The sequence below is a fragment of the Streptomyces sp. NPDC104313 genome, from assembly GCF_055583985.1.
Window position 1 is genome coordinate 640234 of sequence record NZ_JBVJMW010000004.1, and the last position, 22586, is coordinate 662819.

At 71.0% G+C, this 22586-nt stretch carries 20 protein-coding genes and 2 pseudogenes; 14 read left to right on the plus strand and 8 right to left on the minus strand.

Translation table 11 applies throughout. From position 1 onward, the window contains the following. Window positions 1–296: 296 nt before the first annotated feature. The 3 genes from ACZ60Q_RS13195 (at window position 297) to ACZ60Q_RS13205 (ending at window position 2011) form a co-directional block, all read left to right on the plus strand. Entirely contained in the window at window positions 297–1262 is a 966-nt protein-coding gene (locus tag ACZ60Q_RS13195; protein ID WP_469632544.1) for a sporulation protein, read from the plus strand. Window positions 1263–1434: 172 nt separating this feature from the next. Further along, window positions 1435–1740: a hypothetical protein gene (locus ACZ60Q_RS13200; protein WP_469632547.1), complete on the plus strand. Its 306-nt coding sequence runs from the start codon at window positions 1435–1437 to the stop codon at window positions 1738–1740. A 100-nt stretch (window positions 1741–1840) separates the two neighbouring features. Beyond that, complete coding sequence (locus ACZ60Q_RS13205; RefSeq protein WP_469632549.1) at window positions 1841–2011, plus strand: DUF6381 family protein; 171 nt, start codon at window positions 1841–1843, stop codon at window positions 2009–2011. Between the two features lie 72 nt (window positions 2012–2083). On the opposite strand, the gene ACZ60Q_RS13210 is transcribed toward ACZ60Q_RS13205, so the two are convergent. Next, a complete protein-coding gene (locus tag ACZ60Q_RS13210) occupies window positions 2084–3592 on the minus strand; it encodes a hypothetical protein (RefSeq protein WP_469632552.1) in 1509 nt (502 codons plus the stop codon). Window positions 3593–4236: 644 nt separating this feature from the next. On the opposite strand from ACZ60Q_RS13210, the gene ACZ60Q_RS13215 reads away from it, so the two are divergent. Next, window positions 4237–4737, plus strand: a complete 501-nt coding sequence (locus ACZ60Q_RS13215; RefSeq protein ID WP_469632554.1) for a GNAT family N-acetyltransferase — start codon at window positions 4237–4239, stop codon at window positions 4735–4737. Window positions 4738–5003: 266 nt separating this feature from the next. On the opposite strand, the gene ACZ60Q_RS13220 is transcribed toward ACZ60Q_RS13215, so the two are convergent. After that, on the minus strand, window positions 5004–5516 hold the full coding sequence (locus tag ACZ60Q_RS13220; RefSeq protein WP_469632557.1) for a DinB family protein: 513 nt from the start codon (window positions 5514–5516) through the stop codon (window positions 5004–5006). A gap of 197 nt (window positions 5517–5713) precedes the next feature. Between ACZ60Q_RS13220 and ACZ60Q_RS13225 the strand changes: the two are divergent. Further along, a pseudogene (locus ACZ60Q_RS13225) lies at window positions 5714–5798 on the plus strand (aminoglycoside 3-N-acetyltransferase); the annotation flags it as partial. Window positions 5799–5812: 14 nt separating this feature from the next. Here the strand turns inward: ACZ60Q_RS13225 and ACZ60Q_RS13230 are convergent. Beyond that, window positions 5813–8227 (minus strand): polysaccharide lyase 8 family protein, encoded by a 2415-nt coding sequence (locus tag ACZ60Q_RS13230; RefSeq protein WP_469632559.1) that lies wholly within the window; start codon window positions 8225–8227, stop codon window positions 5813–5815. Window positions 8228–8627: 400 nt separating this feature from the next. Between ACZ60Q_RS13230 and ACZ60Q_RS13235 the strand changes: the two genes are divergently transcribed. From ACZ60Q_RS13235 to ACZ60Q_RS13255, 5 genes are all read left to right on the plus strand, one after another. Next, on the plus strand, window positions 8628–9767 hold the full coding sequence (locus ACZ60Q_RS13235; RefSeq protein ID WP_469632562.1) for a substrate-binding domain-containing protein: 1140 nt from the start codon (window positions 8628–8630) through the stop codon (window positions 9765–9767). A 223-nt stretch (window positions 9768–9990) separates the two neighbouring features. Then, window positions 9991–11292, plus strand: coding sequence for an ABC transporter substrate-binding protein (locus ACZ60Q_RS13240; protein WP_469632564.1), 1302 nt, complete (start codon window positions 9991–9993; stop codon window positions 11290–11292). Between the two features lie 77 nt (window positions 11293–11369). Beyond that, window positions 11370–12380: a carbohydrate ABC transporter permease gene (locus ACZ60Q_RS13245; RefSeq protein ID WP_469632566.1), complete on the plus strand. Its 1011-nt coding sequence runs from the start codon at window positions 11370–11372 to the stop codon at window positions 12378–12380. Continuing rightward, window positions 12377–13306: a carbohydrate ABC transporter permease gene (locus ACZ60Q_RS13250; protein WP_469632569.1), complete on the plus strand. Its 930-nt coding sequence runs from the start codon at window positions 12377–12379 to the stop codon at window positions 13304–13306. The genes ACZ60Q_RS13245 and ACZ60Q_RS13250 overlap by 4 nt, the downstream gene beginning before the upstream one ends. Continuing rightward, entirely contained in the window at window positions 13303–14340 is a 1038-nt protein-coding gene (locus ACZ60Q_RS13255) for a hydroxyacid dehydrogenase (RefSeq protein ID WP_469632572.1), read from the plus strand. Before ACZ60Q_RS13250 ends, ACZ60Q_RS13255 begins: the two co-directional genes overlap by 4 nt. Window positions 14341–14408: 68 nt before the next feature. Here the strand turns inward: ACZ60Q_RS13255 and ACZ60Q_RS13260 are convergent, their stop codons facing one another. Both ACZ60Q_RS13260 and ACZ60Q_RS13265 read right to left on the minus strand, forming a co-directional pair. Continuing rightward, window positions 14409–15278: a class II fructose-bisphosphate aldolase gene (locus tag ACZ60Q_RS13260; protein WP_469632575.1), complete on the minus strand. Its 870-nt coding sequence runs from the start codon at window positions 15276–15278 to the stop codon at window positions 14409–14411. A 51-nt stretch (window positions 15279–15329) separates the two neighbouring features. Next, on the minus strand, window positions 15330–16217 hold the full coding sequence (locus ACZ60Q_RS13265; RefSeq protein ID WP_469632578.1) for an SIS domain-containing protein: 888 nt from the start codon (window positions 16215–16217) through the stop codon (window positions 15330–15332). Between the two features lie 505 nt (window positions 16218–16722). Here ACZ60Q_RS13265 and ACZ60Q_RS13270 point away from each other — a divergent pair. Then, window positions 16723–17268, plus strand: coding sequence for an AAA family ATPase (locus tag ACZ60Q_RS13270; protein WP_469632580.1), 546 nt, complete (start codon window positions 16723–16725; stop codon window positions 17266–17268). Between the two features lie 84 nt (window positions 17269–17352). Here the strand turns inward: ACZ60Q_RS13270 and ACZ60Q_RS13275 are convergent, their stop codons facing one another. Together ACZ60Q_RS13275 and ACZ60Q_RS13280 are read right to left on the minus strand one after the other, a co-directional pair. Further along, on the minus strand, window positions 17353–17688 hold the full coding sequence (locus tag ACZ60Q_RS13275; RefSeq protein ID WP_469632582.1) for an antibiotic biosynthesis monooxygenase family protein: 336 nt from the start codon (window positions 17686–17688) through the stop codon (window positions 17353–17355). Beyond that, window positions 17685–17973, minus strand: a pseudogene (locus ACZ60Q_RS13280) (ATP-binding protein); the annotation flags it as partial. The pseudogene ACZ60Q_RS13280 and the gene ACZ60Q_RS13275, both read right to left, overlap by 4 nt. Window positions 17974–18571: 598 nt before the next feature. On the opposite strand from ACZ60Q_RS13280, the gene ACZ60Q_RS13285 reads away from it, so the two are divergent. From ACZ60Q_RS13285 to ACZ60Q_RS13295, 3 genes are read left to right on the plus strand one after another with little or no spacing between them, the layout of a single operon-like run. Beyond that, window positions 18572–19681, plus strand: coding sequence for a FecCD family ABC transporter permease (locus tag ACZ60Q_RS13285; RefSeq protein ID WP_469632585.1), 1110 nt, complete (start codon window positions 18572–18574; stop codon window positions 19679–19681). Then, the gene (locus ACZ60Q_RS13290) at window positions 19681–20463 is read left to right on the plus strand and encodes an ABC transporter ATP-binding protein (RefSeq protein WP_469632587.1); all 783 of its coding nucleotides are present in this window, start codon (window positions 19681–19683) and stop codon (window positions 20461–20463) included. The genes ACZ60Q_RS13285 and ACZ60Q_RS13290 overlap by 1 nt, the downstream gene beginning before the upstream one ends. Before the next feature lie 16 nt (window positions 20464–20479). After that, window positions 20480–21502: an ABC transporter substrate-binding protein gene (locus ACZ60Q_RS13295; protein ID WP_469632590.1), complete on the plus strand. Its 1023-nt coding sequence runs from the start codon at window positions 20480–20482 to the stop codon at window positions 21500–21502. On the opposite strand, the gene ACZ60Q_RS13300 is transcribed toward ACZ60Q_RS13295, so the two are convergent. Continuing rightward, window positions 21462–22427 carry an NAD-dependent protein deacetylase gene (locus ACZ60Q_RS13300; RefSeq protein ID WP_469632782.1) on the minus strand — a complete coding sequence of 322 codons (966 nt, stop codon included), beginning with the start codon at window positions 22425–22427 and terminating at the stop codon, window positions 21462–21464. The genes ACZ60Q_RS13295 and ACZ60Q_RS13300 overlap by 41 nt on opposite strands. Window positions 22428–22586: the final 159 nt, after the last annotated feature.

Consider the following 22586-nt stretch of genomic DNA (forward strand, 5'->3'; position numbering starts at 1 on the left):
CTGTTCGGGTCGTCGGGTTCGACGGTGGAAGAACGGGTGTGAACCCGCCCCATAGATAGTAAAGGGAGCGCAAAGCAATGGGGAGTGGCGGGTGTCACACGGAGTGCCGCCCCGGACGGTCACATCATCCGCGACCTTGATGGCCGGAACTGTGCGTAGTGGTCGCTTGCTTGGGAAACCCTTTGCTTCACGGGAGGTTCTGCCCGGCGAGGTGGCTCACGCACCCTCGATCACCCATCCACAGAGATCACCCATCCGTAGAGATCATTCATCCACAGAAGGAGCGGACGCCGCACATGGTGTTCAAGAAGTTGCTCGGAGCCCTCGGGGTCGGCGGACCCTCGGTCGACACCGTTCTGGAGCCCGGCCCTGCCCTGCCCGGGGGTCTCCTCACCGGAGAGGTCCGCCTGCGGGGTGGCGGATCGGACGTGACGGTCGACCGGATCTCGCTCCTCCTCGTCGCTCGGGTCGAGATGGAGGGCCAGGACGAGGAGCAAGAGGGCACGGTCGTCCTCGAACGGTTCACCGTCGGCGGCGGATTCCGGCTGGCGGAGGAGGCCGAGCACATGGTTCCGTTCGCCGTCACCCTGCCGTGGGAGACACCGATCACCGAGCTCCACGGCCAGCACCTCGGCCCCGTGCTGGGCATCCGGACGGAGCTGGAGGTCGCGGGAGCGCGGGACAAGGGCGACCTCGACGCGCTCGCGGTGGGACCGCTGCCCGTGCAGGAAGCGATCCTGGAGTCCTTCGGGCAGCTCGGTTACGCGTTCAGGGCGGCCGACCTGGAGCTCGGACACATCCGCGGCACCGGTCAGCAGCTGCCCTGCTACCAGGAGATCGAGATCCTCCCGCCGGCCGGTCACGCGCATGCCGTCAATGAGATCGAGGTGACCTTCATCGCCGCGCCGGGCGGTCTGGAGGTCGTGATCGAGGCGGACAAGCGCGCCGGACTGTTCTCCGAAGGCCACGACACGGTCCACCGCTTCACCGCCTCCCACCACGCGGTCCCGCACACCGACTGGAACGCCCAGGTCGATGCCTGGCTCAAGGAGGTCATCGCCGGTCACGAGAGCCGTGCGACGCCGCCCTCGGGCACCGAACACCACGGTGCCCAGCACCGGGCGGGTCCCGGCGCGGGTGCGGTGGTGGCCGGGGTCGCGGCCGGCGCGGCCGTCGGCGTCGTCGGTGGCATGGTCGCCGCCGAAGTCATCGACGAGATCGGCGACGCCTTCGAGGGCGAGGAGGGCGACGACGAGGGCTGACCCTCCCGTCCGCGCGCGGTCCGGCGCGGCGCGGCGGGCGGGACGTCTTCCGCCCGCCGCGCTCGCCTCCGCCACGCTTGCCTCCGTAGGCCATCGCCCTCGTCGGTCATCGCACAAGGGATCCCATGAACCCCGAATCCCGGACGCCCGATCCGAGGCACGACCCGCAGACGTGAGCGAGGCGACCGTCGAGGCACTTGGGGCCCTTTCGGAGGCGCTGAACACCGTCGGGAGTGCCCGCGGCGCCTTCTACGACTCCCATCAGCTCACCGGAAGCGCCGACCTCGCGCTCGACGACGCCGTACGACTGCTCCGCGCAGCGGGGCACGGGCAGCACGCCGAGCGGGTCGAACGGGTCGAACGGGTCGAACGGGTCGAACGGGTCGAACGGAGGATCCCCGGCCGCAACGTGATCCCGGGCGCGACGTTCCAGACCGTCGAGGAGTGCAACCGCCCCTCCCTCCGTCACCGAACGTAGCCGCACGAGATGCGGACCGGGCGGACTCCGGTGACGCTGGGGCTCCGGACGCGCACGCGACGTTGGTTGCCGACGGAGGACCGATGACGGAGGACATTCCATGAACCTGTACGACACTCCGATGGAGCGGGTCCGCCGCACCCGTGAACGCGCCGAGGAACTGAGCCGTGCCGCAGACCGGGCCACCGACCCCGAGCACCGGCAGCGGCTGCGGGAGAAGGCGCTGCGGCTGCTGTGCGAGGACCCGGCGGCCGACTCCTGGCCCTCCTAGGGCCTGTCGACTGCGTCGGTGAGCGCGACACCGTCACTCGGCTGAAGCCCACCCATCGAACGCGGCGACGTCCTAATCCCTTACTTTGAGGAAGCGCATCCGGGTTGCGCCATTGCTGTCGGTGCCGCCGGCCTCGGCGTCGGTGATCTTGCCGCCGGTGAGGACGAACATCAGATGCAGGCGAACCGTCCGGGGGCCGGAGGCGACCATGTACTCGGTCATGATGTGTGTGGTTCCGCCTTGCTGCTCCTGTCTCGCCGCGTTGATCGCCGCGATCTGGGTGAAGCTCGTCAGGAGGGTGTCCGTGGTCTCGTCCCTGAGCCAGCCGATGATGTAGCCGCTGCCGCCGGTGGCGGAACCTAGCGCGTACCGTACGTCGCTGTCGATGTGGTAGACGCCGGCTTCCGGGAGCACGATGTCCGACTCGGGAATCGGCACGTCGGTACCGGCCCGGGCCAGGAGGTCGGCGTGCTGACGCTCGGAATTGAGGAATGCGCTCACCGGCGTGAGGCGGGCGCCGATCTCCCACCTCTCAGGGCAGCCGGGCGTCCTGGTGATATCGATGTCCACCGACCGTTCGGTGCTGCTGTTGCCGCCAGGAGCGAGACCCGTCAGGTCGATCCGCGGCACGAGTAGCCCACCGGTCGTGTTGCGTGCGGCATTGCACGGGGACGGGTCCAGAGCAGGTGTGTCGGGCGCGTACAGACATCCGTCGCTGCCCCGGGTGATGGCGTTGCCCCGGTCGGTGGAGATGCATGGAGGGAGGGCGGTGGCGCAGCCATCCTGGCAGGAGGCGACCGGGACGACCGGTGGGACCGGGGCGTAGGGAGTCGAGCCGTCAAGGGTGTCGGTCGTGCAAGTGACCGCGCCGTCGCAGTTGCGGCAGGTCGTCCGGAGGAACGGTCTGCCACAACCCGGGGCGGACGCCTGGACGGTGAGGACGAAGCTGTCGACGGTCCACTGCTTGGGGCCGACTCGGCAGGTGTCGTCGTTACCTGTCTCCAGGTTGAGCTCGACGACGATCTTTCCCGCCAGGACATCCGCGAGGGGCACGGTGGTCGGTGGGATGACGCCGTTGTCGTCCCCACCCGCCGGTAGATCGGGTGGGCCCAGGAGATCGGTGTGGACCGGGTTCGCGCCGTTCCACAGAGCGAAGCGGCCGTAGAGTCGGCAGGCCGTGTTCCTGCCGTCGTTGTGGACATGGACCGTGGCGCTGATCGTGACGCCGGTGGGGTTGCCGCGCAGCGACGCGGGGTCGATGTGCACGACGCCGGCGAGCCAGGTGTGCTGGCCGTTGTGCGTACCGTCGTCGGCCGGGAACCTTCCTGTGCCGCTGCTCAGGATGGTCTGGGCGACGACAGGGTCCAGTGCGGCGTGGGTGTTGGCGATGGTGTAGTAGGGCGTCGGGTCGGTGCTGATCGCGGTCGCCGCGACCCGGTACGGCGCGGAGTCGCGCAGGGGGGTCGTCTCGCAGTGCTCGCACGGCTTGGAGCCGGGACACGCCACGGGAGGGCAGGCAGGCTTGGAGGGCTGACAGCCGCCGATGGTGATCGGGGACTGCCCGCAGCCGCATCCACTCATGATTCAACTCCGTTCGGAAGATGGGGTGATGGTGGTGCTGGTGAGCTCCATGCCGCTTTGGGGAGGCGGGGCCCTGAGGGGATGGTGCGCCCGCTTGTCGGACGAGACGGAAGAAGAGCCGAGCTGAGGCCGGTCCGTTGAGGGATGCCGACGGACCTGAAGCCTGTCGCGTGGCCGAGGAGTGGGAGAAGACCGGCCGGCGGCCGTTCGCCGGGGTGCGTCCGACGCGGCGGCGACCGTCATCCGGCTGCGTGTTCCCGCAGCCGGTCATGTTCTTGGGGTGGGAGACAGAAGCGGCCATGCCGGCCCGTCTTCGCGATTCCGCTACTGGGTAAACCGCTGTGGGCGCTGGGGCATGGGCATATCTGAAGCTCAGTTACTTGTCTTCTTCGTTGCCATCCCTAAGGTACTATCCCGTGATCTGTCTGGCATTACCTCGTTAGAGTGGCTGATTTCCCCGTTGAGGTGACCGAGCGCTCACCTCTCTTCCGGCGTACGAACCGGGGGACGGCCGATCGGGCCCACTGCACCCGGACCGCCCTGCTGATGCGGAAGGGGGCGACCGGAGGCTTCAGGTCCAGCCGGTCCCTGTGCGGGAAATATCGATGGCCCGGGCAGTCGTCGCCCGGGTAGCGTCACGCGCCGTGACCCCGACTCTGCGCACCGAGAGGCTCCTGCTGGAGCCGTACGTCCCCGAGGACGAAGAGGACTTCGTCGCCCTGTTCCAAGACACCGAGGTGTCCCGCTGGATGGGCGACGGTCCTTCCACCGAGGCGGACGAGAGGGCCCTGTTCGGGCGGGTCTTCACCAAGGTCTACGCCCAGGACCTGTTCGCCGTCTGGGCCGTCCGCCGCGACGGGCTCCTCATCGGGCACGCCGAGATCAAGCGGACCGACGCCGTCGACGGCCACGAGATCATCTACGCCCTGGCCCCCACGGCATGGGGCTCCGGCCTGGGAACAGAGTTGGCGCAGGCCGTCGTGGCCCACGGCTTCGGCACCCTCGGACTGACCGAGGTCCACGCCACGGTCGCCGCCGCGAACGAGGCCTCGCTGACCCTGCTGCGCGGAATCGGCTTCAAGTACATGAGGGACATCGAGGAGGACGACGGCGGTACCACCCGCGTGCTGACCCGTCGCCGCTGAGGCGAAGAACCCGCCCCTCACCCGGCCGACTCGCCGCTCGCCGGATCCCGGTGGGCCAGGATCGGATTGCCGAGGTTGATCGAGGCGTGCAGGGCGCCAACGTGGGGGCGAGGGCGGGAGGCGTCGGCTGCGAGTCATGGCGCCGAGTCCACGAGCGCGCCCGCCGTGGTCGAAGGGCGTACGGGACGGCTCGAAGGGCGTACGGGACGGCCGCTGTTCGCCCCTGTGGCCGAAGGCAGTACATGCCCGCCGCGACCCGCGGTCTCTCAGGCCCCCACCGCGCCGTCGACCCCTTCCCGCAGCAGGTCCGCGTGACCGTTGTGGCGGCCGTACTCCAGCAGGACGTGCACCATGACCATCCGCAGGGAGACCTCCTTCTCCCAGCGCGGCTGACACCCCACCAGATCCAGTGAGGGCGCCTCCCGTTCGATGCGGCGCGAGTTCTCCACCTCCGCCTCCCAGGCTGCGAACGCCTCCTTCCGGGTCGAGGTGCTCACGTCGTACGCCGCCTGGAAGTCGAAGGCCTTCTCCGACCACACCATCGGGGCCGCCTCGTCCTCGAACACCCTCCGGAACCAGGCGCGTTCCACCTCGGCCAGGTGCCGCACCAGAGCCAGCAGCGACAGGGCGGACGGAGGCACCGACCGCTCGCGCAACTCCTCGTCGCCCAGCCCCGCGCACTTCATGGCCAGGGTCTCCCGCTGGTAGTCGAGAAAGGCCCGCAGTGTCTCGCGCTCGCTCCCCAGCAGCGGGGGCCCGATCCGGTCGTCGTTCGTCATGTGATGTTCCCCGGTCCGTGTGCCGACCGACAGTATGACCGGCCCGCGTCAGGCGGGTTCCCTCCGGACGACCAGGGTGCTGAGGCATGGACGAGAAGGAACTGCTGGGACGCTCCGACGGACCGGTGCCCCGGGACCGGATCCGGGACGACCTGGCCGGACTCGGCCTCGCCCCGGGCGACACCGTGATCCCGAGGGGCAGGAGCCCCTTCTCGGCGATCGTGGGGGGGCATGCTTGCCGCGGGCATGGGGCGGGAGGGCTTCGTCGGGGCGGCCAAGAGCCCCGCCAAGGCGGTTCAGGACAGCCGTACCCTGACCGTCTGCGTCGCCCCGCGCGTCCCGGACAGGTCGCCGAAGACGAGGCGCAGCGACGCCCCTGTGGTCGCCGATGTCACCGTCGCGGGCTTCGACACGACCGAGGCGACGGCCCGGTTCCAGGTGAGCGTCACACTCGTCCTCATCCGCATCGGGTCGCTCACGCACACCGTCGCCGTCCCGTCGGTGTGCTCGGTGACCATCACGGAGCAGGGGGCGTCCGCCACCAGCGGCCCGACGCTCCCGCCGAACCAGAAGTTGACGGCGGTCAGCCCGAGCGAGTCCACCGACACCCCCTGCTGATCGTCCGTGTTGGCGAGCACGCGAAGCCAGCCGCTGTCCGCCGCCCGTGCCGTCGTGCGCTGTTCGGACGCGCCGGGCAGGAGCTGATACGCGTACGTGGCGTCCGAGGGGTCCTGACCGTGGTCGAACCAGAGGGTGAGGTACTTCCGGGAGACCGGATCCGTGGAGCCCGCCCTGTTGATGTCGCGCCAACGGCCCGTCCGGTTCTCCCGCAGCGCCTTCACGGTGGCCCCGCCCGGGAAGACGTAGCCGCCGTGCCCGGCGAGATGCGCCCAGGACGCGCCGGCCAGGGTCTCCGACCAGGGGAACGTCAGGGGGGTGACCGAGCCGTCGACGGTGAGCGGGGCGTTGCCCGTCGGCCCGAGGTTGCGGTTGTCGACGGTGGTCTCCACGGCTGCACCGTCGCGGCTGTGGATGCCCGCGCCCAGGCACACGACGGTGTCGTCGAGGAAGAACCATGACTTCTTCGCCATCAGCGTGCTGGAGAGTCCCTTGAGGTACTGCCCCACGGCGGCCCGCTTCTTGTCCGTGACCCCGCCGACCCAGTTCACATCGGGGAGGGCGATGCCCCAGTCGCCGCCCGCCCCATCGGCGAGCACCTTGCGCGAGGTTGTGGTGCCGGGCAGCCGGTACGGGTCGACAGTGGGCCAGAAGGCGTCGCTGTACTGGCCGTTGGCGAAGGTGTCGCCCCACCAGGAGAGCATCCCCGCCCCGGTGTGCCAGCCGCGCAGATTCTCGCCGTTGCCGGCCTCGTAGTAGGTGATCCGCCGGTCGGCCATGCTCAGTGAAGCCGCCCAGCCCGGACGGCGGTGGGTGGCCCGCGCCATGTCGGGGAAGAGCCGGTGGCCCTCCGGCTCGTGGACCGCGGGCAGCGAGGTGTCCTCCAGGACGTCCTTGATCCTGGCCAGCGCGGTGAGCCCGAGTGAGGGGTTGCTCAGCGGCGGGCTGTAGTAGTCGCGCTGCGACCAGCCCTTGACCAGCCCCCGCCACCGGGTGTTCTCCGCGGCCGACGCGCCCCGGCCCAGCAGCACGATGGAGGCGAGGATCGGGTGCCCGCGCCGGTGGTCGTCGGCCTCGCCGCGGCTGATGGCACGCCCTGCGACGGCGTCCATGACGAGGCCGTTGAAGAGGAACGGGGCCCAGGCGTTCTCCACCGCGTCGAACACCACCTGCCGCTTCGGGTCCGTGACCTCCCATGTGGTCCCCTTCAGCAGCGCGAACAGCAGGCCGAGCCCGCCGAGCATCACCGATCCGTAGCTGCCGGTGTAGGGCACGGTGGTGTGCTGGATGAAGGAGCCGTCGGCGTACAGGCCGTCGCCCTTGGTGACCAGCGGGAAGACGGGGGAGAGGGCGTCCCGAGCCAGCGTGATCTTCGCCGCGCTCCCTCCGACGACCCCGCGCAGGGCCAGGACCCGGCACAGGTCGACCCGGTTCGCCCCGGTACTGGTCCCGGTGTACGAGGCGACCGCGGAGTCCGGCACGAAATGGTCGACGGCGGCGCAGTAGCGCGTGAGCCGTTCCGGGGTGAGGGCGTCGTACATCAGGACGCACACGTCCAGCAGGGCCTGCGGCGCGCCGATCTGCCAGCTGTACCAGTTCCCGTACCGGGCCCGGCCGTCGTTGTAGACCTGGGTGTTGAGGTGTTCCAGGCCGGAGAGCACAGCATCGCGCAGCCCGGTGTTCCCGGTCAGGCCGGTGCCCTGCTGGCGGTAGGCCTGGGCCATGGTGTTCAGGCGGACGAAGCTGTCGGCCATCCGTCCCGAGAAGACGTACGACTCGGCGTCCGTGTCCGGGTCCGGATCCGCGAACACGGCGTCGAGCCAGAGCGATCCCTCCGCCGGCGCCATGGTCTCCAGCAGGCGCGAGGCCTTCGCGCCGAGATCGGCCAGCCGGCTCTTGAAGGGTTCGGCGGTCGGGCTGAACCCCTCGCCGAGGATCAGCGCGCTCCAGGTGGTGCGGAGCGCGGTGTACGGATCGTCCTCGGGGGCGGCGGAGGCGGCGCCGGGCGCGGCGAGCATCAGTGTGCCGCCGCCAGCGGCGGTGAGCGCCGCGGAGGTGGCCAGGAAGGTACGGCGGGACCAGGCAGAAGTCATGGGGGAGCTCCGGGTCGGTGACGTGTCTCCGCCGAGAACCCGGCGCGCAGGGCGCTGAAGTGTTCCCGGGATCCGACTGTTCTGAGCGGGCGGGCACTTTCTAGCAGCCGCCAGGCGACTCGCTCAATGACTTTGGCCGAATTGATTGTATCGATCGTTTCCTGGGGCGTGTATGTCTCGGTCGATCGTGCCCCGGCGCGCGCCCGTCGCGCCGGGGCAAAACCCCGGTCGGATCGTTTCGAGCGGATGTGATCGATATGGTTGAGGCATGCCGGACGGATCCCGGGCGGCAGCCGTACGGGGACGGGAGTCCGAGCGTTCCCCCGCCCGGGCGGCGGTCCATCGGCCGCCGGAACACCGTCAGGCCCGAGCCCAGCCGTCTCCGAGTCCAGGGGGATCCATGCGACTGCACGTCGACCAGCGCCACGAGCGGGTGCTCGAGCTCGTCCGCGAGCGCGGCAGCCTGCGCGTCGCCGAACTCGCCGAGGAACTCGGCATGTCCGCCGTCACGCTGCGCCGGGACGTCGAGGCGCTGGCCGCACAGGGCCTCGTGGAGCGGCTGCACGGCGCGGTGGTGTGGCCCACCGGGCGGTCCCGGCCCGCCCCCGCCCCCTTGCCTCCCGCCGAAGGGCTGGTGGTGGGGATGGTGGTGCCGACCACCGAGTACTACTACGCGGACGTCGTGCGCGGCGCCCGGCAGGCCGTCGAGGCCGCGGGCGCCCGGCTGACGATCGGGCTCTCCCGCTACCTCCCCGACGAGGACGCCGCCCAGGCCCGCCGGCTGCTGTCCACCGGTGCCGACGGGCTCCTGCTGACGCCGAGCTGGGAGCGTGGCCGCCCGGAGCGGGGCGAGGGGCTGTGGACGGTCGAGCAGGAGGTCCCGGTCGTCCTGGTGGAACGCTCGGCACCCCTCGGTCATCCGGCGGCGGGCCTGGACCGGGTGCGCTCGGACCACGCGCACGGCGCCGCCGAAGCGGTGGCGCACCTGGCCGGGCTGGGCCACCGGGCGATCGCGCTCGCCGTGCAGGACAGCCCGACCGCTCCCCGGCTCCGGATCGGATACCGGGCTGCCGTGGAGGCGCTGGGGCTGAGCCCGGTGTCGGCCGCGCCGCTGGACGACGCCTCCTCGCGGTCGGAGGCGAGGCGGTTCGAGCGGACGCTGGAGTACCTGTGTGAGGCCGTGGCGAGCGGCAACGTGACCGCCGCGATCGTGCACAGCGACGCGGACGCGATCGTCCTCATCCCACGGCTCCAGGCCCGGGGTGTGCGGGTGCCCGAGGACCTCGCGGTGATCGCGTACGACGACGAGGTCGCCGGACTCGCCGACCTGCCGCTCACCGCGGTGGCCCCGGACAAGCACGGCGTGGGGGCCGCCGCCGCCCGGCTCCTGCTGGACCGTCTGGGTGTGAGGGAACCCGGAGCGACGGACCCGAGGGCGGGCGCGGGGGAGGCGGGCCGGGGTTCGGCTGCCCGCAGGCACCTGGACATCCTGCCGGCCCTGCGGATCCGGGTCTCCTGTGGGGCGGCCGTCGCCCCCTGACGGAAGAAGTACCGCGAGGAAGAGCCGTGCCCGGGCCAACAGGCCCTGCGGGCACGGCTCTTCGCATGCCCGGGGCCCGATGGTGTCAGGGGCGGACCCCGGTCCGTCGATGATCGATTCGATTGAATTGGTTGTTTGCTCTTGACGGCGATCACTTCTGCGCAAAATGATGTGTGCCGTTCACCTCATCTCCCGCAGTTCGAGGTACCGTAGGAGACGGCCCATGCCCTGTATCGCCCGCACGTCCCGCCTCGCGGCGTCCGCCGCCTCACTCGCCCTGCTCGTCACCGCCTGCGGCGGTGGATCGGGGTCGGACGCCTCGGGTCCCGACGACGGCAAGCCCGTCACCCTCACGTTCTGGTCGTCCGCCCTGGGCGCCAAGGAGACGGCCGACGCGTTCAACAAGACGCAGACCGGCGTCAAGGTCACGTTCTCGTTGGTGCCCGCGGGGCCCGAGGGCGTCACCAAGCTGTCCAACGCGGTCAAGGGCGGCAACGCTCCCGACGTGGCCACCATGGACTACTCCGCCCTGCCCGAGTACGCCAGCGAGGGCAACCTGGTGGATCTCACGTCCAGCTCCGGCGACATGGTGAAGAAGGAGTTCCCCGAAGCGGTCCAGTCCCTGGTCAGTCTCGGCGGCTCCACCTGGGCGGTCCCGTTCGACGTCACGCCCATCCAGCTCTTCTACCGCAAGGACCTGTTCAAGAAGCACGACGTCGAGGTGCCGACGACCTGGGCCGAATACCGCACGGCCGCCGAGAAGATCCACCGGGTCGACCCCGACATCACCATCACCAACTTCGGCGGCGGCGACCCCGCCCTGCTCTCCGGTCTCGCCTGGCAGGCCGGCGCCCGGTGGTACGGCACCAACGGCGACGCCTGGAAGGTGAACATCGACGACCCGGCCTCCCGTAAGGTCGCCGCCTACTGGGACGACCTCCTCGCGGACGGCCTCGCCTCCAAGACCCCGCTCTGGGGCGAGGGCGAGGCCAAGGAGCGTTCCACCGGCAAGGTCGCGACCGTCATCGGCGCCGCCTGGAGCGCGGGGACCTTCCCCGTCAGCTACCCCGACAGCAGAGGCAAGTGGGGCATAGCGCCCCTGCCCACCTGGGACGGCGAGCCGAGCACCGGCATGTACGGAGGAACCTCCTACATCGTGCCCAAGGGCAGCGAACACACCGAGGCTGCCGTCGAGTTCATCAAGTGGGTCACCACCGACCCCGCGGCCATGACCGCCCGCCTCAGCTCCCTCAAGGCCCCCAGCAGCGCCCTGCCCGCCAACGAGGGCATGCGCGCCGCGGCGGCGAAGGAGTTCGACACCTCCTACTTCGCCGGTCAGGACGTCTACGCCGTGGCCGGCGAGGCCGCCGACACCATCGTGCCCGGCTGGACCTGGGGCCCGGTGCAGCAGCAGGTCATCTCGGCGCAGATGGCCGCGGGCAGCGACCACACGAAGATGCTGAGCTCCGGTCAGGCGAAGGGCGAGGCGGCGGTCACCGACCGCGGCCTGAAGCTCGACAAGTAGCCGCACGGCTGCCCGGGACACACCGGGCCGGGCAGCCCGTCCCCCTCTCCCACCCCATCCAGCCGAAGGAGCATCAGGTGGCAGCCCCACTCGCCCGGCCGGCCAAGACCCCGGCACCCCAGGCCGCGCCGCCGCCCACGGGTGCCGCCGCTCCCGCCGGTCCGGCCGCTTCCGCCGGACCGGAGAAGCCTGGCTCTCCCGGCACCCGACGCGGACAGCGCCGGGCCGTCGCTCTGTTCACGATCCCGTTCTTCGCACTCTTCACCGCCGTCACGGTCCTGCCGATGATCTACGCGGCCTGGATGAGCCTCTACCGCGAGGAGTCCTCCGGCCTGGGATTCGGCGGAACCGAGCGCGTCTTCGCCGGGTTCGGCAACTTCACCGAAGCCCTGGGCAACGAGGCGTTCCTCCGCTCGTTCGGGAACATCGCGCTCTACTGCGCGCTCTACATCCCCACGATGGTCGGCGGAGCACTCATCCTGGCCCTGCTCGTCGACTCGACCATGGCCCGGGCCCGGCGTTTCTTCCAGATCGCCTACTTCCTGCCGCACGCGGTACCCGGCCTGATCGCCTCGCTGATCTGGCTCTACCTCTACACACCGGGGCTCAGCCCGATCACCGAAGCCCTCGACGCGCTCGGTGCCCACTGGAACTTCTTCGGCCAGGACGAGGCGATCTTCTCCGTCGTCAACATCTCCGCCTGGCAGTGGACCGGCTACAACATGATCATCTTCTACGCGGGACTCCAAGCGGTTCCCCGTGAGGTCCTGGAAGCGGCGACCGTCGACGGAGCCGGAGCCCTGCGCACCGCCCTCCAGGTCAAGATCCCCATGATCCGGCCAACGGTCGTCCTGACCTTGCTGTTCACCTGCGTCGGCGCCATCCAACTCTTCGACGCCCCCAAGCTCGTACAACTGCGCGCCAACACCATGGGCGAGGACTGGTCACCGACCATGTTCATCTACGCCGCGGCCTTCAAGGGCCACGACTACGGCCTGGCCGCCGCGAGCTCCCTCCTGCTCGCTCTCGTCGCCGGCCTGCTGTCCTTCGTCGTCACCAAGCTCGGCAACCGGTGGAAGGCCTCATGAGCACCCAGACAGCCGCCCCCGACGCACCGCCCGCGCCCGCTCCGTCCCGCCGCGCCGGACGCGGCTCGGCCCCGCCGACCGACCGCCGCGGCCGGGGGATCACCTCCCGCGTCATGGTGAACGGCGTCCTCGCCGTCGTCGCCGTCTACACCCTGATGCCGCTGACCTGGCTCCTCATCGCCTCCACCAAGAGCTACCGGGACCTGTTCTCCACCAACCCGTTCAGCCTCGGCGACTTCCGGTTCCTGGCCAATCTGAACGCCCTCCTCGAATACAACGACGGGGTCTTCGTCCGCTGGCTGCTCAACAGCCTCCTGTACACCGTCGTCGCCTCCGGGCTCTCCACCCTCATCTCGGTGGCCTGCGGCTACGCCTTCGACAAGTACGCCTTCCGCGGCCGGGAGAAGTGGTTCGGGGTCGTCCTCGTCGGCGTCCTCATCCCCTCGACCGTCGTCCAGCTCCCGCTCTACCTGATGGCCTCCGAACTCGGCCTCGTCAACACCTACTGGGCCGTCCTGATCCCCAGCCTGGTGAACCCGTTCGGCGTCTATCTGGCCCGCGTCTTCTCCGAGGGCTACGTACCGGGTGAAGTCCTGGAAGCGGCCCGGATGGACGGGGCGGGGGAGGTACGGACCTTCAGAGAGGTCGCCCTGCCGATGCTGGCACCCGGCTTCGTGACCATCTTCCTGTTCTCCTTCACCGCGAGCTGGAACAACTTCTACGGCGCGCTCATGATGCTCAACGACGACCGGCTCTACCCGGTCAACCTGGGCCTCTACCTGTGGAACCAGAACGTCTACCAGCAGCCGGAGCTCTATCCGCTGGTCATCATCGGCTCGCTCGTCGCCGTCGTCCCCCTGATCGTCGCCTTCCTCTGCCTCCAGCGCTTCTGGCGCTCGGGCCTCACCGCAGGAGCCGTCAAGTGAGCCACTCCGCCGCGCCCCAGCGGACCCGCCCCCGCACCGTCCTGGCGATGAGCGGCGAGACCCGTGCGGCGATCCTGCCCCCGGAGGTCCTGGACCGGCTCGCCCGTGTCGCCGACCTCGTCCCCGGCCTCCTCGTCACCGACTTCGGCGCCGACGACCCCGCCCAGCGCACCGGGCTCCACGAAGCGGAGGTCCTGTTCACCGGTTGGGGCTGCCCGCCGCTCGGCCCGGCGGCCCTGAGCGCCATGCCCCGGCTGCGCGCGGTGGTCCACGCGGCCGGCTCCGTGAAGCACCACATCACCCAGGAGGTCTGGGACCGGGGCATCGCCGTCAGCACCGCCGCGACGGCCAACGCCCATCCGGTCGCCGAGTACACGGTCGCGGCGATCCTCTTCGCCAACAAGCAGATCTTTCAGAGCGCCCGCGTCTACCGCGAGGCACGATCCCGGGTGAACCTCCTGAGGCGGTTCCCCGCCGTCGGCAACTACCGCCGCACCGTGGGCCTCGTCGGCGCCTCCCGCATCGGACGCCGCGTCGTCGAACTGCTGCGCCCCTACGATCTGCGCGTCCTGGTCCACGACCCGTACCTGGACGAGGGCGCGGCCCGGACCCTGGGCGTGGAGCGCGCGGGTCTCGACGCCCTGGCGGAACAGAGCGACGTCGTCAGCATCCACGCCCCCGAACTCCCGGCGACCCGGCACCTGTTCGATGCCGGGCGTCTCGCCCTCTTGCGGGACGGGGCGACGCTCGTCAACACCGCGCGCGGCTCCCTGGTGGACACCGACGCGCTGGTGAAGGAACTGGTCACCGGACGCCTGAACGCGGTGCTCGACCACACGGAACCCGAAGTCCTGCCCGCCGACTCACCTCTCTACGACCTGCCGAACGTCCTGCTCACCCCGCATATCGCCGGGTCCCAGGGCGGCGAGCTCCACCGGCTCGCGGACGCCGCGGTCGACGAGCTCGAACGCTACGCGCACGGACTGCCGTTCGCCCACGCGGTGGACCCCCGAACCCTGCACCAGCAGGCCTGACCCGTCCCCGTCCCGTACACCACTCCCGCCCGCCGGGGACGCCCCATCGGGACGCCCCCGGCGTACCGTCACGCGGCGTGCGCCCGCCCCGGAGGCAGGACCGAGATCATCCGGGCCACCGTGCGGGCCATCGCGTCCCGGCCGTCCGCCAGATAGCGGCGTGGGTCCACGCCCCGGTCGTCCCGGGCCAGTCGCTTCCGTATCGCCGCGGTCATCGCGATGTTGAGCGCGGTGCCGATGTTGACCTTGCGGATCCCACCCGCCACGGCGCGGGCCAGTTCCGCGTCGGAGGCCCCGGACGAACCGTGGAGCACCAGCGGGACCGGCACGGCCGCACACAGCCTGCCCAGCAGGCCGTGGTCGATGACGGCGTCCCGCGAGGTCATGGCGTGCGAGGTGCCGACCGCCACGGCCAGCGCGTCGACCCCGGTGGCCGCCACGAACGACCGTGCCTCGTCGGGATCCGTACGGGCCCCGGGCGCATGGGCGTCGAGCGCCGGCTCCCCGTTCTTCCCGCCGACCTGTCCCAGCTCCGCCTCCAGCCACAGACCCCGCTCGTGCGCCCATACGACGGCGGCGCGGGTGGCCGCCAGGTTCTCCGTGTACGGCAGCCGGGCGGCGTCGAACATCGCCGAAGTGAAACCGCAGTCCGCCGCCCGGTGCAGCAGGTCGGTCGACTGCACATGATCGAGGTGCAGGGAGACGGGGACGGCGGCCTGGTCTGCCACCTCCGCCGCGGCGCGCGCCAGGGGCCGCGGCCGGCCCCGGTGGTAGGCGACCGCGTTCTCGCTGATCTGCAGGATCACCGGCGCCCCCGCCGCCTCCGCGCCCTCGGCGATGGCTTCCGCGTGTTCCAGGGTGATGACGTTGAACGCGGCGACCGCACGGTGCAGTGCGGTGGCCTCGGCGATCAGATCGCCGGTGGCGGCGATGGGCATGGCGACTCCGGGGTGAGGGACCGTCGGGCGGGAAAGGGTGGCCGGGGGCCGTCAGGCCGTGCTGCTGAGGATGACCGAGCGGGTGAGGTGGCGCGGCCGGTCCGGGTCGAGACCTCGGGCGTTCGCGATGGCCAGCGCCAGACGCTGCACCCGGACCAGCTCAGCCAGCGGGTCGAGACCGCCGGCCACCCATCGGGCCCCGGTCGCGTGCACCTCGTCCATCAGTCCGGACGGGGCCTCGCCGAGCATCCAGGTCGCGGTGGAGCGGGTGGAGATGCTGATCGGGCCGTGCCGGTACTCCATCGCCGGGTACGCCTCGGTCCAGGCGAGCGCGGCCTCGCGCATCTTCAGCGCGGCCTCGTTGGCGAGCCCTACGCTCCAGCCCTGCCCGAGGAAGGTGAACTGGCCGCACTCCACCAGCCCGGTGGGCAGCGGCTCGGCGAGCGCGACCTGGGCGTCCTCGACCACCGCGTCGGTGTGCAGGCCCAGATGGGCGCGGAGCAGGGTCAGCGCCGAGGTGGCGAAGCGGGTCTGCACGACGGACTTCTCGTCGGCGAACTCGAGCACGATCGTGTCGTCGGCCATCGCGGCCATCGGGGTGTCGGGGTCGCCGATGACCACCGTGCGGCGGGTCGTGCCACCGATCTTCCCGAGGAGTGCGAGCACCTCCGTCGTGGTGCCGGAGCGGCTCAGCGCCACGACCCGGTCGTAGGAGCGGCCCGCCGGGAACTCCGAGGCGGCGAAGGCGTCGGTCTCGCCCTGGCCGCTGCCCTCCCGGAGAGCCGCGTAGGCCTGGGCCATGAAGTACGACGTACCGCAGCCGACCACGGCGATGCGCTCGCCGGCCGCCGGAAGCCGGTGGGCGAGCCCGGCCGCCATGCCGGCGGCCACCTGCCAACAGTCGGGCTGACTGGCCAGCTCCTGAGCCACGTGCGTCATCTGTGCTCCCTGTTCCCGGCGATCGGTGCTCGAAGCTGCATATTAGGCAAGCATTTCAAGCAATATCAAGCAGATGGGTGGGGGGTCCTCGCAAGCCGCTGGGCGAACCCCGGCCCGATGGCGCAGCCGCCGGGCGAACCCCGGGACGAGGGCGTGGCCGCCTTGCGAACCCGGGCCGATGCCGCGGCAGGGGGATCCGGGAGGCCGAAGAGGCGCTGCGCCGGGGCGAGGTCGCTCTCCCCGATGCCGCACGAATGACCGCGTCGAGCGTCCGCGGGTGGGTGAAGAACAGCGCGGCGCCACGATTCCCGCCCGCGGATGCCATCGAGTACATCCGCCGCGCCGCGCGCAGGCCGTGCCCAGGGGAGGAACACCACGACACGCTCCGCACCGGTGGCCGGGTCGGTCGACCCGACCACCGCCGGGCCGCCGGGAGGAGAGCGTGCACCCTGGAAGTGACTTGAGCGAAGGGTTCGGTCGTGGCCCGGGCCCGGCAGCGGCTAGCGTGTCCTCCGTGAATGTGGGGACCGAAGTGACCCGGCTGATCGTCCTGCGCGGCAACAGCGCGTCGGGGAAGTCGAGCGTGGCGGCCGGTCTCCGCGGCAGCTTCGGCCGTGGACTGGCCGTGGTCGGCCAGGACAACCTCCGTCGCACCGTGTTGCGTGAACGCGACCGGCCGGGGGCGGCGAACATCGGTCTGATCGACCTGACCGCCCGCCACGCCCTGGACGCCGGCTACCACGTGGTGGTCGAGGGCATCCTCTACGCCGACCACTACGGCGACATGCTCGCCCGGCTGCGTGCCGACCACCGGGGCCCGACCCACGGGTACTACCTGGACGTTCCGTTCGCCGAGACCGTGGCCCGGCACGCCACCAAGCCGATCGCCGACGCGGTCGACGAGAACCAACTGCGGGACTGGTACCGCCCCCGCGATGTGCTGCCCGGCGGTGTCGAGACCGTGATCGGTCCCGACACCGTCCTGCCCGGGATCGTCGACCGCATCATGCGCGACACCGGCCTGGCCGGCCTGCCGCCGGTCGACCGCTGACGTGCCCGGCCCCGGTAGGCGGCAGCGACCTGCCCGGCCGGTCATGGGCCGGACCGGGCAGGTCATACATCTGTGCCCGCTCGGCTACGCGCCGGTCGGGGCGGCCTGCTGCACGACCTCGAAGGACCACACCGCGGACCCGCTGGCCGCAGGCTTGGGGCGCTCACCGTCACCGCTCCCGGAGCCGCCGCCCTGGTGGGCCGCCTTCATCGGCCCCTCCATCCACGCCTGGAAGGAGGCCTCGTCACGCCAGCGCGTGTAGACGAGATAGTCGTCCGTGCCCTCGACGGGCCGGAGCAGCTCGAACCACTCGAATCCGTCGGAGCCCTCCACGGCATGGGCCCGGGAAGCGAAGCGCTTCTCCAGCGTCTCGCGTTGTTCCCGGGGGACGGTCAGTACATTGATCTTGACTACGCTCATGGCTCCATCCTGCCGTACGGCTTCCTGACTCCGTCGGCGGCCGGGGCTGTCGCGGGGTGTTCCACCGTGCTGCGGATCCCGCCCTCCGGGCGCGGGGTGAGGGCGAGCGTTCCGTCGTGTGCGCGGGTGATGGTCTTGACGATGGTCAGACCGGGGCCGACGCCCGCGTAGATGGGTGTGCAACCGTTCGGCGCCGCGCCGGAACGGTTCAGTGAGTGTCGAGGCCAGTTGTGGGGTGGCTTGCGCACCGCTGTTCTCGACCGTGAGCACCACGGTCTCCCGGCGGCCGCCGCCGTGTGGCTGGATCTGTTCGGCGGGCCGCACACCGACCAGTCCGATCCGGGCGGCGACCGCACCGCGGTCAGCCACAACGCGCACCGCGGTCAGCCACAACGTCGGCGCCGACAACCCCGACGCGGCGGGTACCGCCCGCGTGGTGCGGATCGCCCCGATCCTGGTCCGCGGCGTGGAGCCGGAGAGCTCGTGGCCACGGCCCACGGCCCACGACCGGCAGCGGCCACCTCCCGGTGGCGGCCCGCCCCAGCTGGTGAACACCGCGAAGGCATCCGGACACGTCCGGGCCTTCCTGCCGCCTCGGAGCGGGCAACCGAACCTTCCGCGTGCCGCCGCTGTTCACCTTCCGCCCGGGGAGGGGGAACAGACGCGCTAGGCTGCGTTCCGCCACGGGGGAAGTCCGGTCGAAATCCGGCGCTGACCCGCAACGGTAGACGGAGCCGCTGGGTTCCGTGAGCCCGATCACCCGTGGCGGAGAAGGCTCCTGACGATTCGCCGTGGACTGCGAATGGGCGCTGCGCGGGGCGGCCGCCGTCCGGGGCCGCTCCTCATCGCGCGACGCACGGCCCGAGGCGAAAGCGACCGGTCTGTGGCCACGTCTCTCGACCGCGTTCCCTCCAAGCCGTCGCGTCCCGCGCACGTCGGCACCGGACCTGCTCCACCCAGACGGGTGCCCCTGTCGCTCCTGGTTGCCGGCCTGGGGCTGGCCCTGCCCCTCTCGCTCGTCTGCGGTGCGGCACTCGGGGCGTCGGGACTCTCCTGGGCGGAGGTGACGCGCTATCTGTGGGCAGGGCTGACCGGCGGAGCCATCAGCCCCGACGAGGTCCCGGCCTACACGATCGTCTGGGAACTGCGCCTCCCACGAGCCGTACTGGCCGCCGTCGTCGGGGCCGGCCTGTCCGCCATCGGGGTCGCCGTCCAGGCCATGGTGCGCAACGCCCTGGCCGACCCGTTCGTGCTCGGCATCTCCTCGGGCGCGGCGGTCGGCGCCAACGCCGTACTCATCTTCGGGGCCTTGGGAGCGCTGGGCATCTGGGCCCTGTCAACGGCGGCGTTCCTCTCCGCACTCCTCGCCATGCTGCTCGTGTACGCGGTCGCCCGCACCGAACGCGGACTGACCCCGCTCCGGCTCGTCCTGACGGGGACCGCGATGTACTACGGCTTCTCGGCAGTCACCACGTTCATGGTGTTCGCGGCCGAGCGCGGGGAAGCGGCCCGCTCCGCGATGATGTGGCTGCTCGGCAGTCTGAGCGGGGCCAACTGGGCCGCGGTGCCGATCGCCGCCGCAGCGGTGCTCGCCGGCCTCGCGCACCTCGGCTGGTCGGCACGGCGTCTGAACGCCCTCGCCATGGGGGACGAGACCGCCGCCGCACTCGGGGTCGACCCCGGGAGACTGCGCAAGGAGCTCTTTCTCGTCTCCGCGGCCGTCACCGGGGCGGTCGTCGCGGTGAGCGGAGCGATCGGTTTCGTCGGCCTGATGGTCCCGCACGCCGTACGGATGCTGGTCGGCGCGGACCACCGCCGGCTCCTGGCCGTCGCACCCCTGGCGGGAGCCGTCCTGCTGATCTGGGTGGACATCCTCTCGCGCTTGGTGCTGGCGCCGGCCGAGCTGCCGGTGGGCGTCCTCACCGCGGTCATCGGCGTTCCCTGCTTCATCCTCCTCATGCGCCGGCGCGCCTACTCCTTCGGGGGCATCTGATGCGGATCGACATCGACGCGCTCACCGTCGAGATCGCCGGTGCGCGGCTGGTGGACCAGGTCACCCTGGGCGCGGCCGACGGGCAGCTCGTCGGCCTGGTCGGTCCCAACGGCAGCGGGAAGTCGACCCTGTTGCGCTGTGCCTACCGGGCCCTGCGCCCCTCGGCCGGCGCCGTGAGGATCGGCGGTGAGGACCTCCACGCCCTGAGCGCCCGGGAAGGCGCGCGCCGACTGGCGGCCCTTCCGCAGGACGCGGTCGCCGCATTCGACTTCACCGTCGCCGAGATCGTCGCCATGGGGCGGTTGCCGCACCAGGGGCCGGTGGCCCGGGCGTCCGACGAGGACCGCCGCCTCTGCGACGAGGCGCTGGAGGGGGTCGGCGCTGGACACCTGGCCGAACGCGGCTTCCTCACCCTCTCCGGCGGCGAGCGGCAGCGCGTCCTCATCGCCCGCGCCCTCGCCCAGCAGCCCCGGGTCCTGGTACTCGACGAGCCCACCAACCACCTGGACATAGCCCACCAGTTGGAAGTCCTCGCCCTGGTCCGCGGCAGCGGCCTGACCGTGCTCACCGCCCTGCACGACCTGAATCTGGCGGCCCTGCACTGCGACCTGGTCCATGTCATCGACAGCGGCCGGATCGTCGCCTCCGGGGCCCCGCAGGCGGTCCTGACCACCGAGCTGCTGGCCGACGTCTTCGGCGTACGGGCGCACCGCGTCGCACATCCGGAGACCGGCGCGCTCCAACTGCTCTTCGACCTTCCCCGTGCCCGTCCCACCTCCTGAAGGAGCCCCGATCACCATGCCCAACCCCCTGCGTCCCGCGGCCCTCGTGCTCGTGGCCGCCTTGGCCCTCACCGGCTGCGGAGCGGATGTCACCTCACAGGCCGACGGGAAGGACAGCGAGTCCGGGGCCGACCGCCACTACCCGGTGACCGTCGAGAACTGCGGGGAGAGGAAGACGTACGACAAGGCCCCGCAACGCGTCGTCACCAACGACACCGGCATCACCGAGATCATGTTCGCCCTCGGACTCGAGGACCACATGGCCGGGTACGTGATGCCCGACGACAAGGGCGACATGACGTCCGTCCCCTGGAAGGACGGCTACAAGAAGACCAAGTGGCTCTCCAAGGAGCGGATCAACAAGGAACTGGTCCTCGATGCCCGCGCCGACCTGGTCTTCGCCGGCTGGAACTACGGATTCAACGAGGGGGAGGGTTTCACCCCCGCCGAACTGGAGCGCGTCGGTATCGACTCGTACCTGCTCAGCGAGTCGTGCCGCAACGGGCAGGGCAAGTCCCGCGGAGTCATGCCCCCGCTCGAAGCGCTCTACACCGACCTGCGGAACCTCGGGAAGATCTTCGACGTCGAGGACCGGGCGGACACCCTCATCACGTCATTCCGCGAGGAGGTCGCCGACGCACGGGCGAAGGCGGCCGAGGGCGGCGACCGCCTTCGCGTCTTCCTGTACGACGACGGGAAGGACAAGCCGCTGACCTCGGGCGCGTACGCCGGACCGCACGACATCATCACCAAGGCCGGCGGCGACCACATCATGAAGGATCTCAAGGACAGCTGGACGACGGTGGGCTGGGAGACCGTGGTCGACCGCGACCCCGAGGTCATCGTCATCAACAACTACGGCGACACCGGAGCGGACGAGAAGCGGCGGTTCCTGAAGTCCTACAAGCCGCTCGCGGGCGTGTCCGCGATCAAGAACGACCGGATCGTCGTACTCGACTACGTGGACCTGGTCGAGAGTCCGCGCAATCCCGCGGCCATCAGCTCGCTGGCGGAGGACCTGAGGAAGTTCGCCCGGTAGAGCCCGGTGACGCCCCGCCACCTCGTCCGGTCCCTGTCGTCGCGTCGTCGTCGACGGGAACGCCCAGCCGGCCGGCCGCGGTGGTGAGGGCGTCACCCAGCGGGAGAGCGATACGGGTCAGGGCGTGCCGGTCGCCCCGGGTCGGGTCCCTGTTGACGATCAGCACCGGCACGCCCGCCCGCTCGGCCTGGCGGACGAACCGGAGCCCGGACATCACCGTCAGCGAGGAGCCCAGGACCAACAGGGTGCCGGCCCCGCGGACCAGTTCGCGGCAGTGTTCGACCCGCTGCGGGGGCACGGACTCGCCGAAGAACACCACATCCGGTTTGAGGGTCCCGCCGCAGACCGAGCAGGGGACCATGCGGAAGTCCCCGACCTGCTCGTTTGTGAGATCCGCGTCGCCGTCCGGGTTCATCGGGGCGGCCACCGGCGCGAAGCCCTCGTTGGCCGCCTCCAGTCGGCTCGCCAGCTCGGGGCGTGGGCTGAAGGCGCCGCAGGACAGGCAGACGACCCGGTCCAGACGGCCATGGAGGTCCACGACGTCCGCGCTGCCGGCGGCTTGGTGCAGGCCGTCGACGTTCTGGGTGATCACGCCCGAGAGCAGTCCCCGCCGCCCGAACGCGGCCACGGCCCGGTGCCCGGCGTTGGGCCGGGCGCGGCCGAACGTACGCCAGCCGAGATGGCTGCGCGCCCAGTAGCGGCGACGGGCTCCGGCGTCGGCGGTGAAGTCCTGGTAGGTCATCGGGGTGTGGCGACTCAGGCTCCCGTCCTCGCCCCGGTAGTCGGGGATGCCCGACTCCGTGGAGATGCCCGCACCGCTCAGTACCAGCACACCGCCACCGCGCAGCGCCTCGACGACCGGCCCCAGGTCCGTGGTGCCCGGTAGCGGCTCCTCGGTGGAGGTCCAGCTCAGGGTGGGTCGCATGCGCATGCCCTCAGGGTACGGAACATGTCCCCGGTGGCGACGGTGCCGGGCGGCAGGGCCGCCGGCGCGACCCGATGGGACGAAGGTCCCCGGGCCGAAGATCCCGGCAGGGTGCGTTTCCGGCCTCATGTGCGTGGCAGGTGCATGATCAGGCCGCGA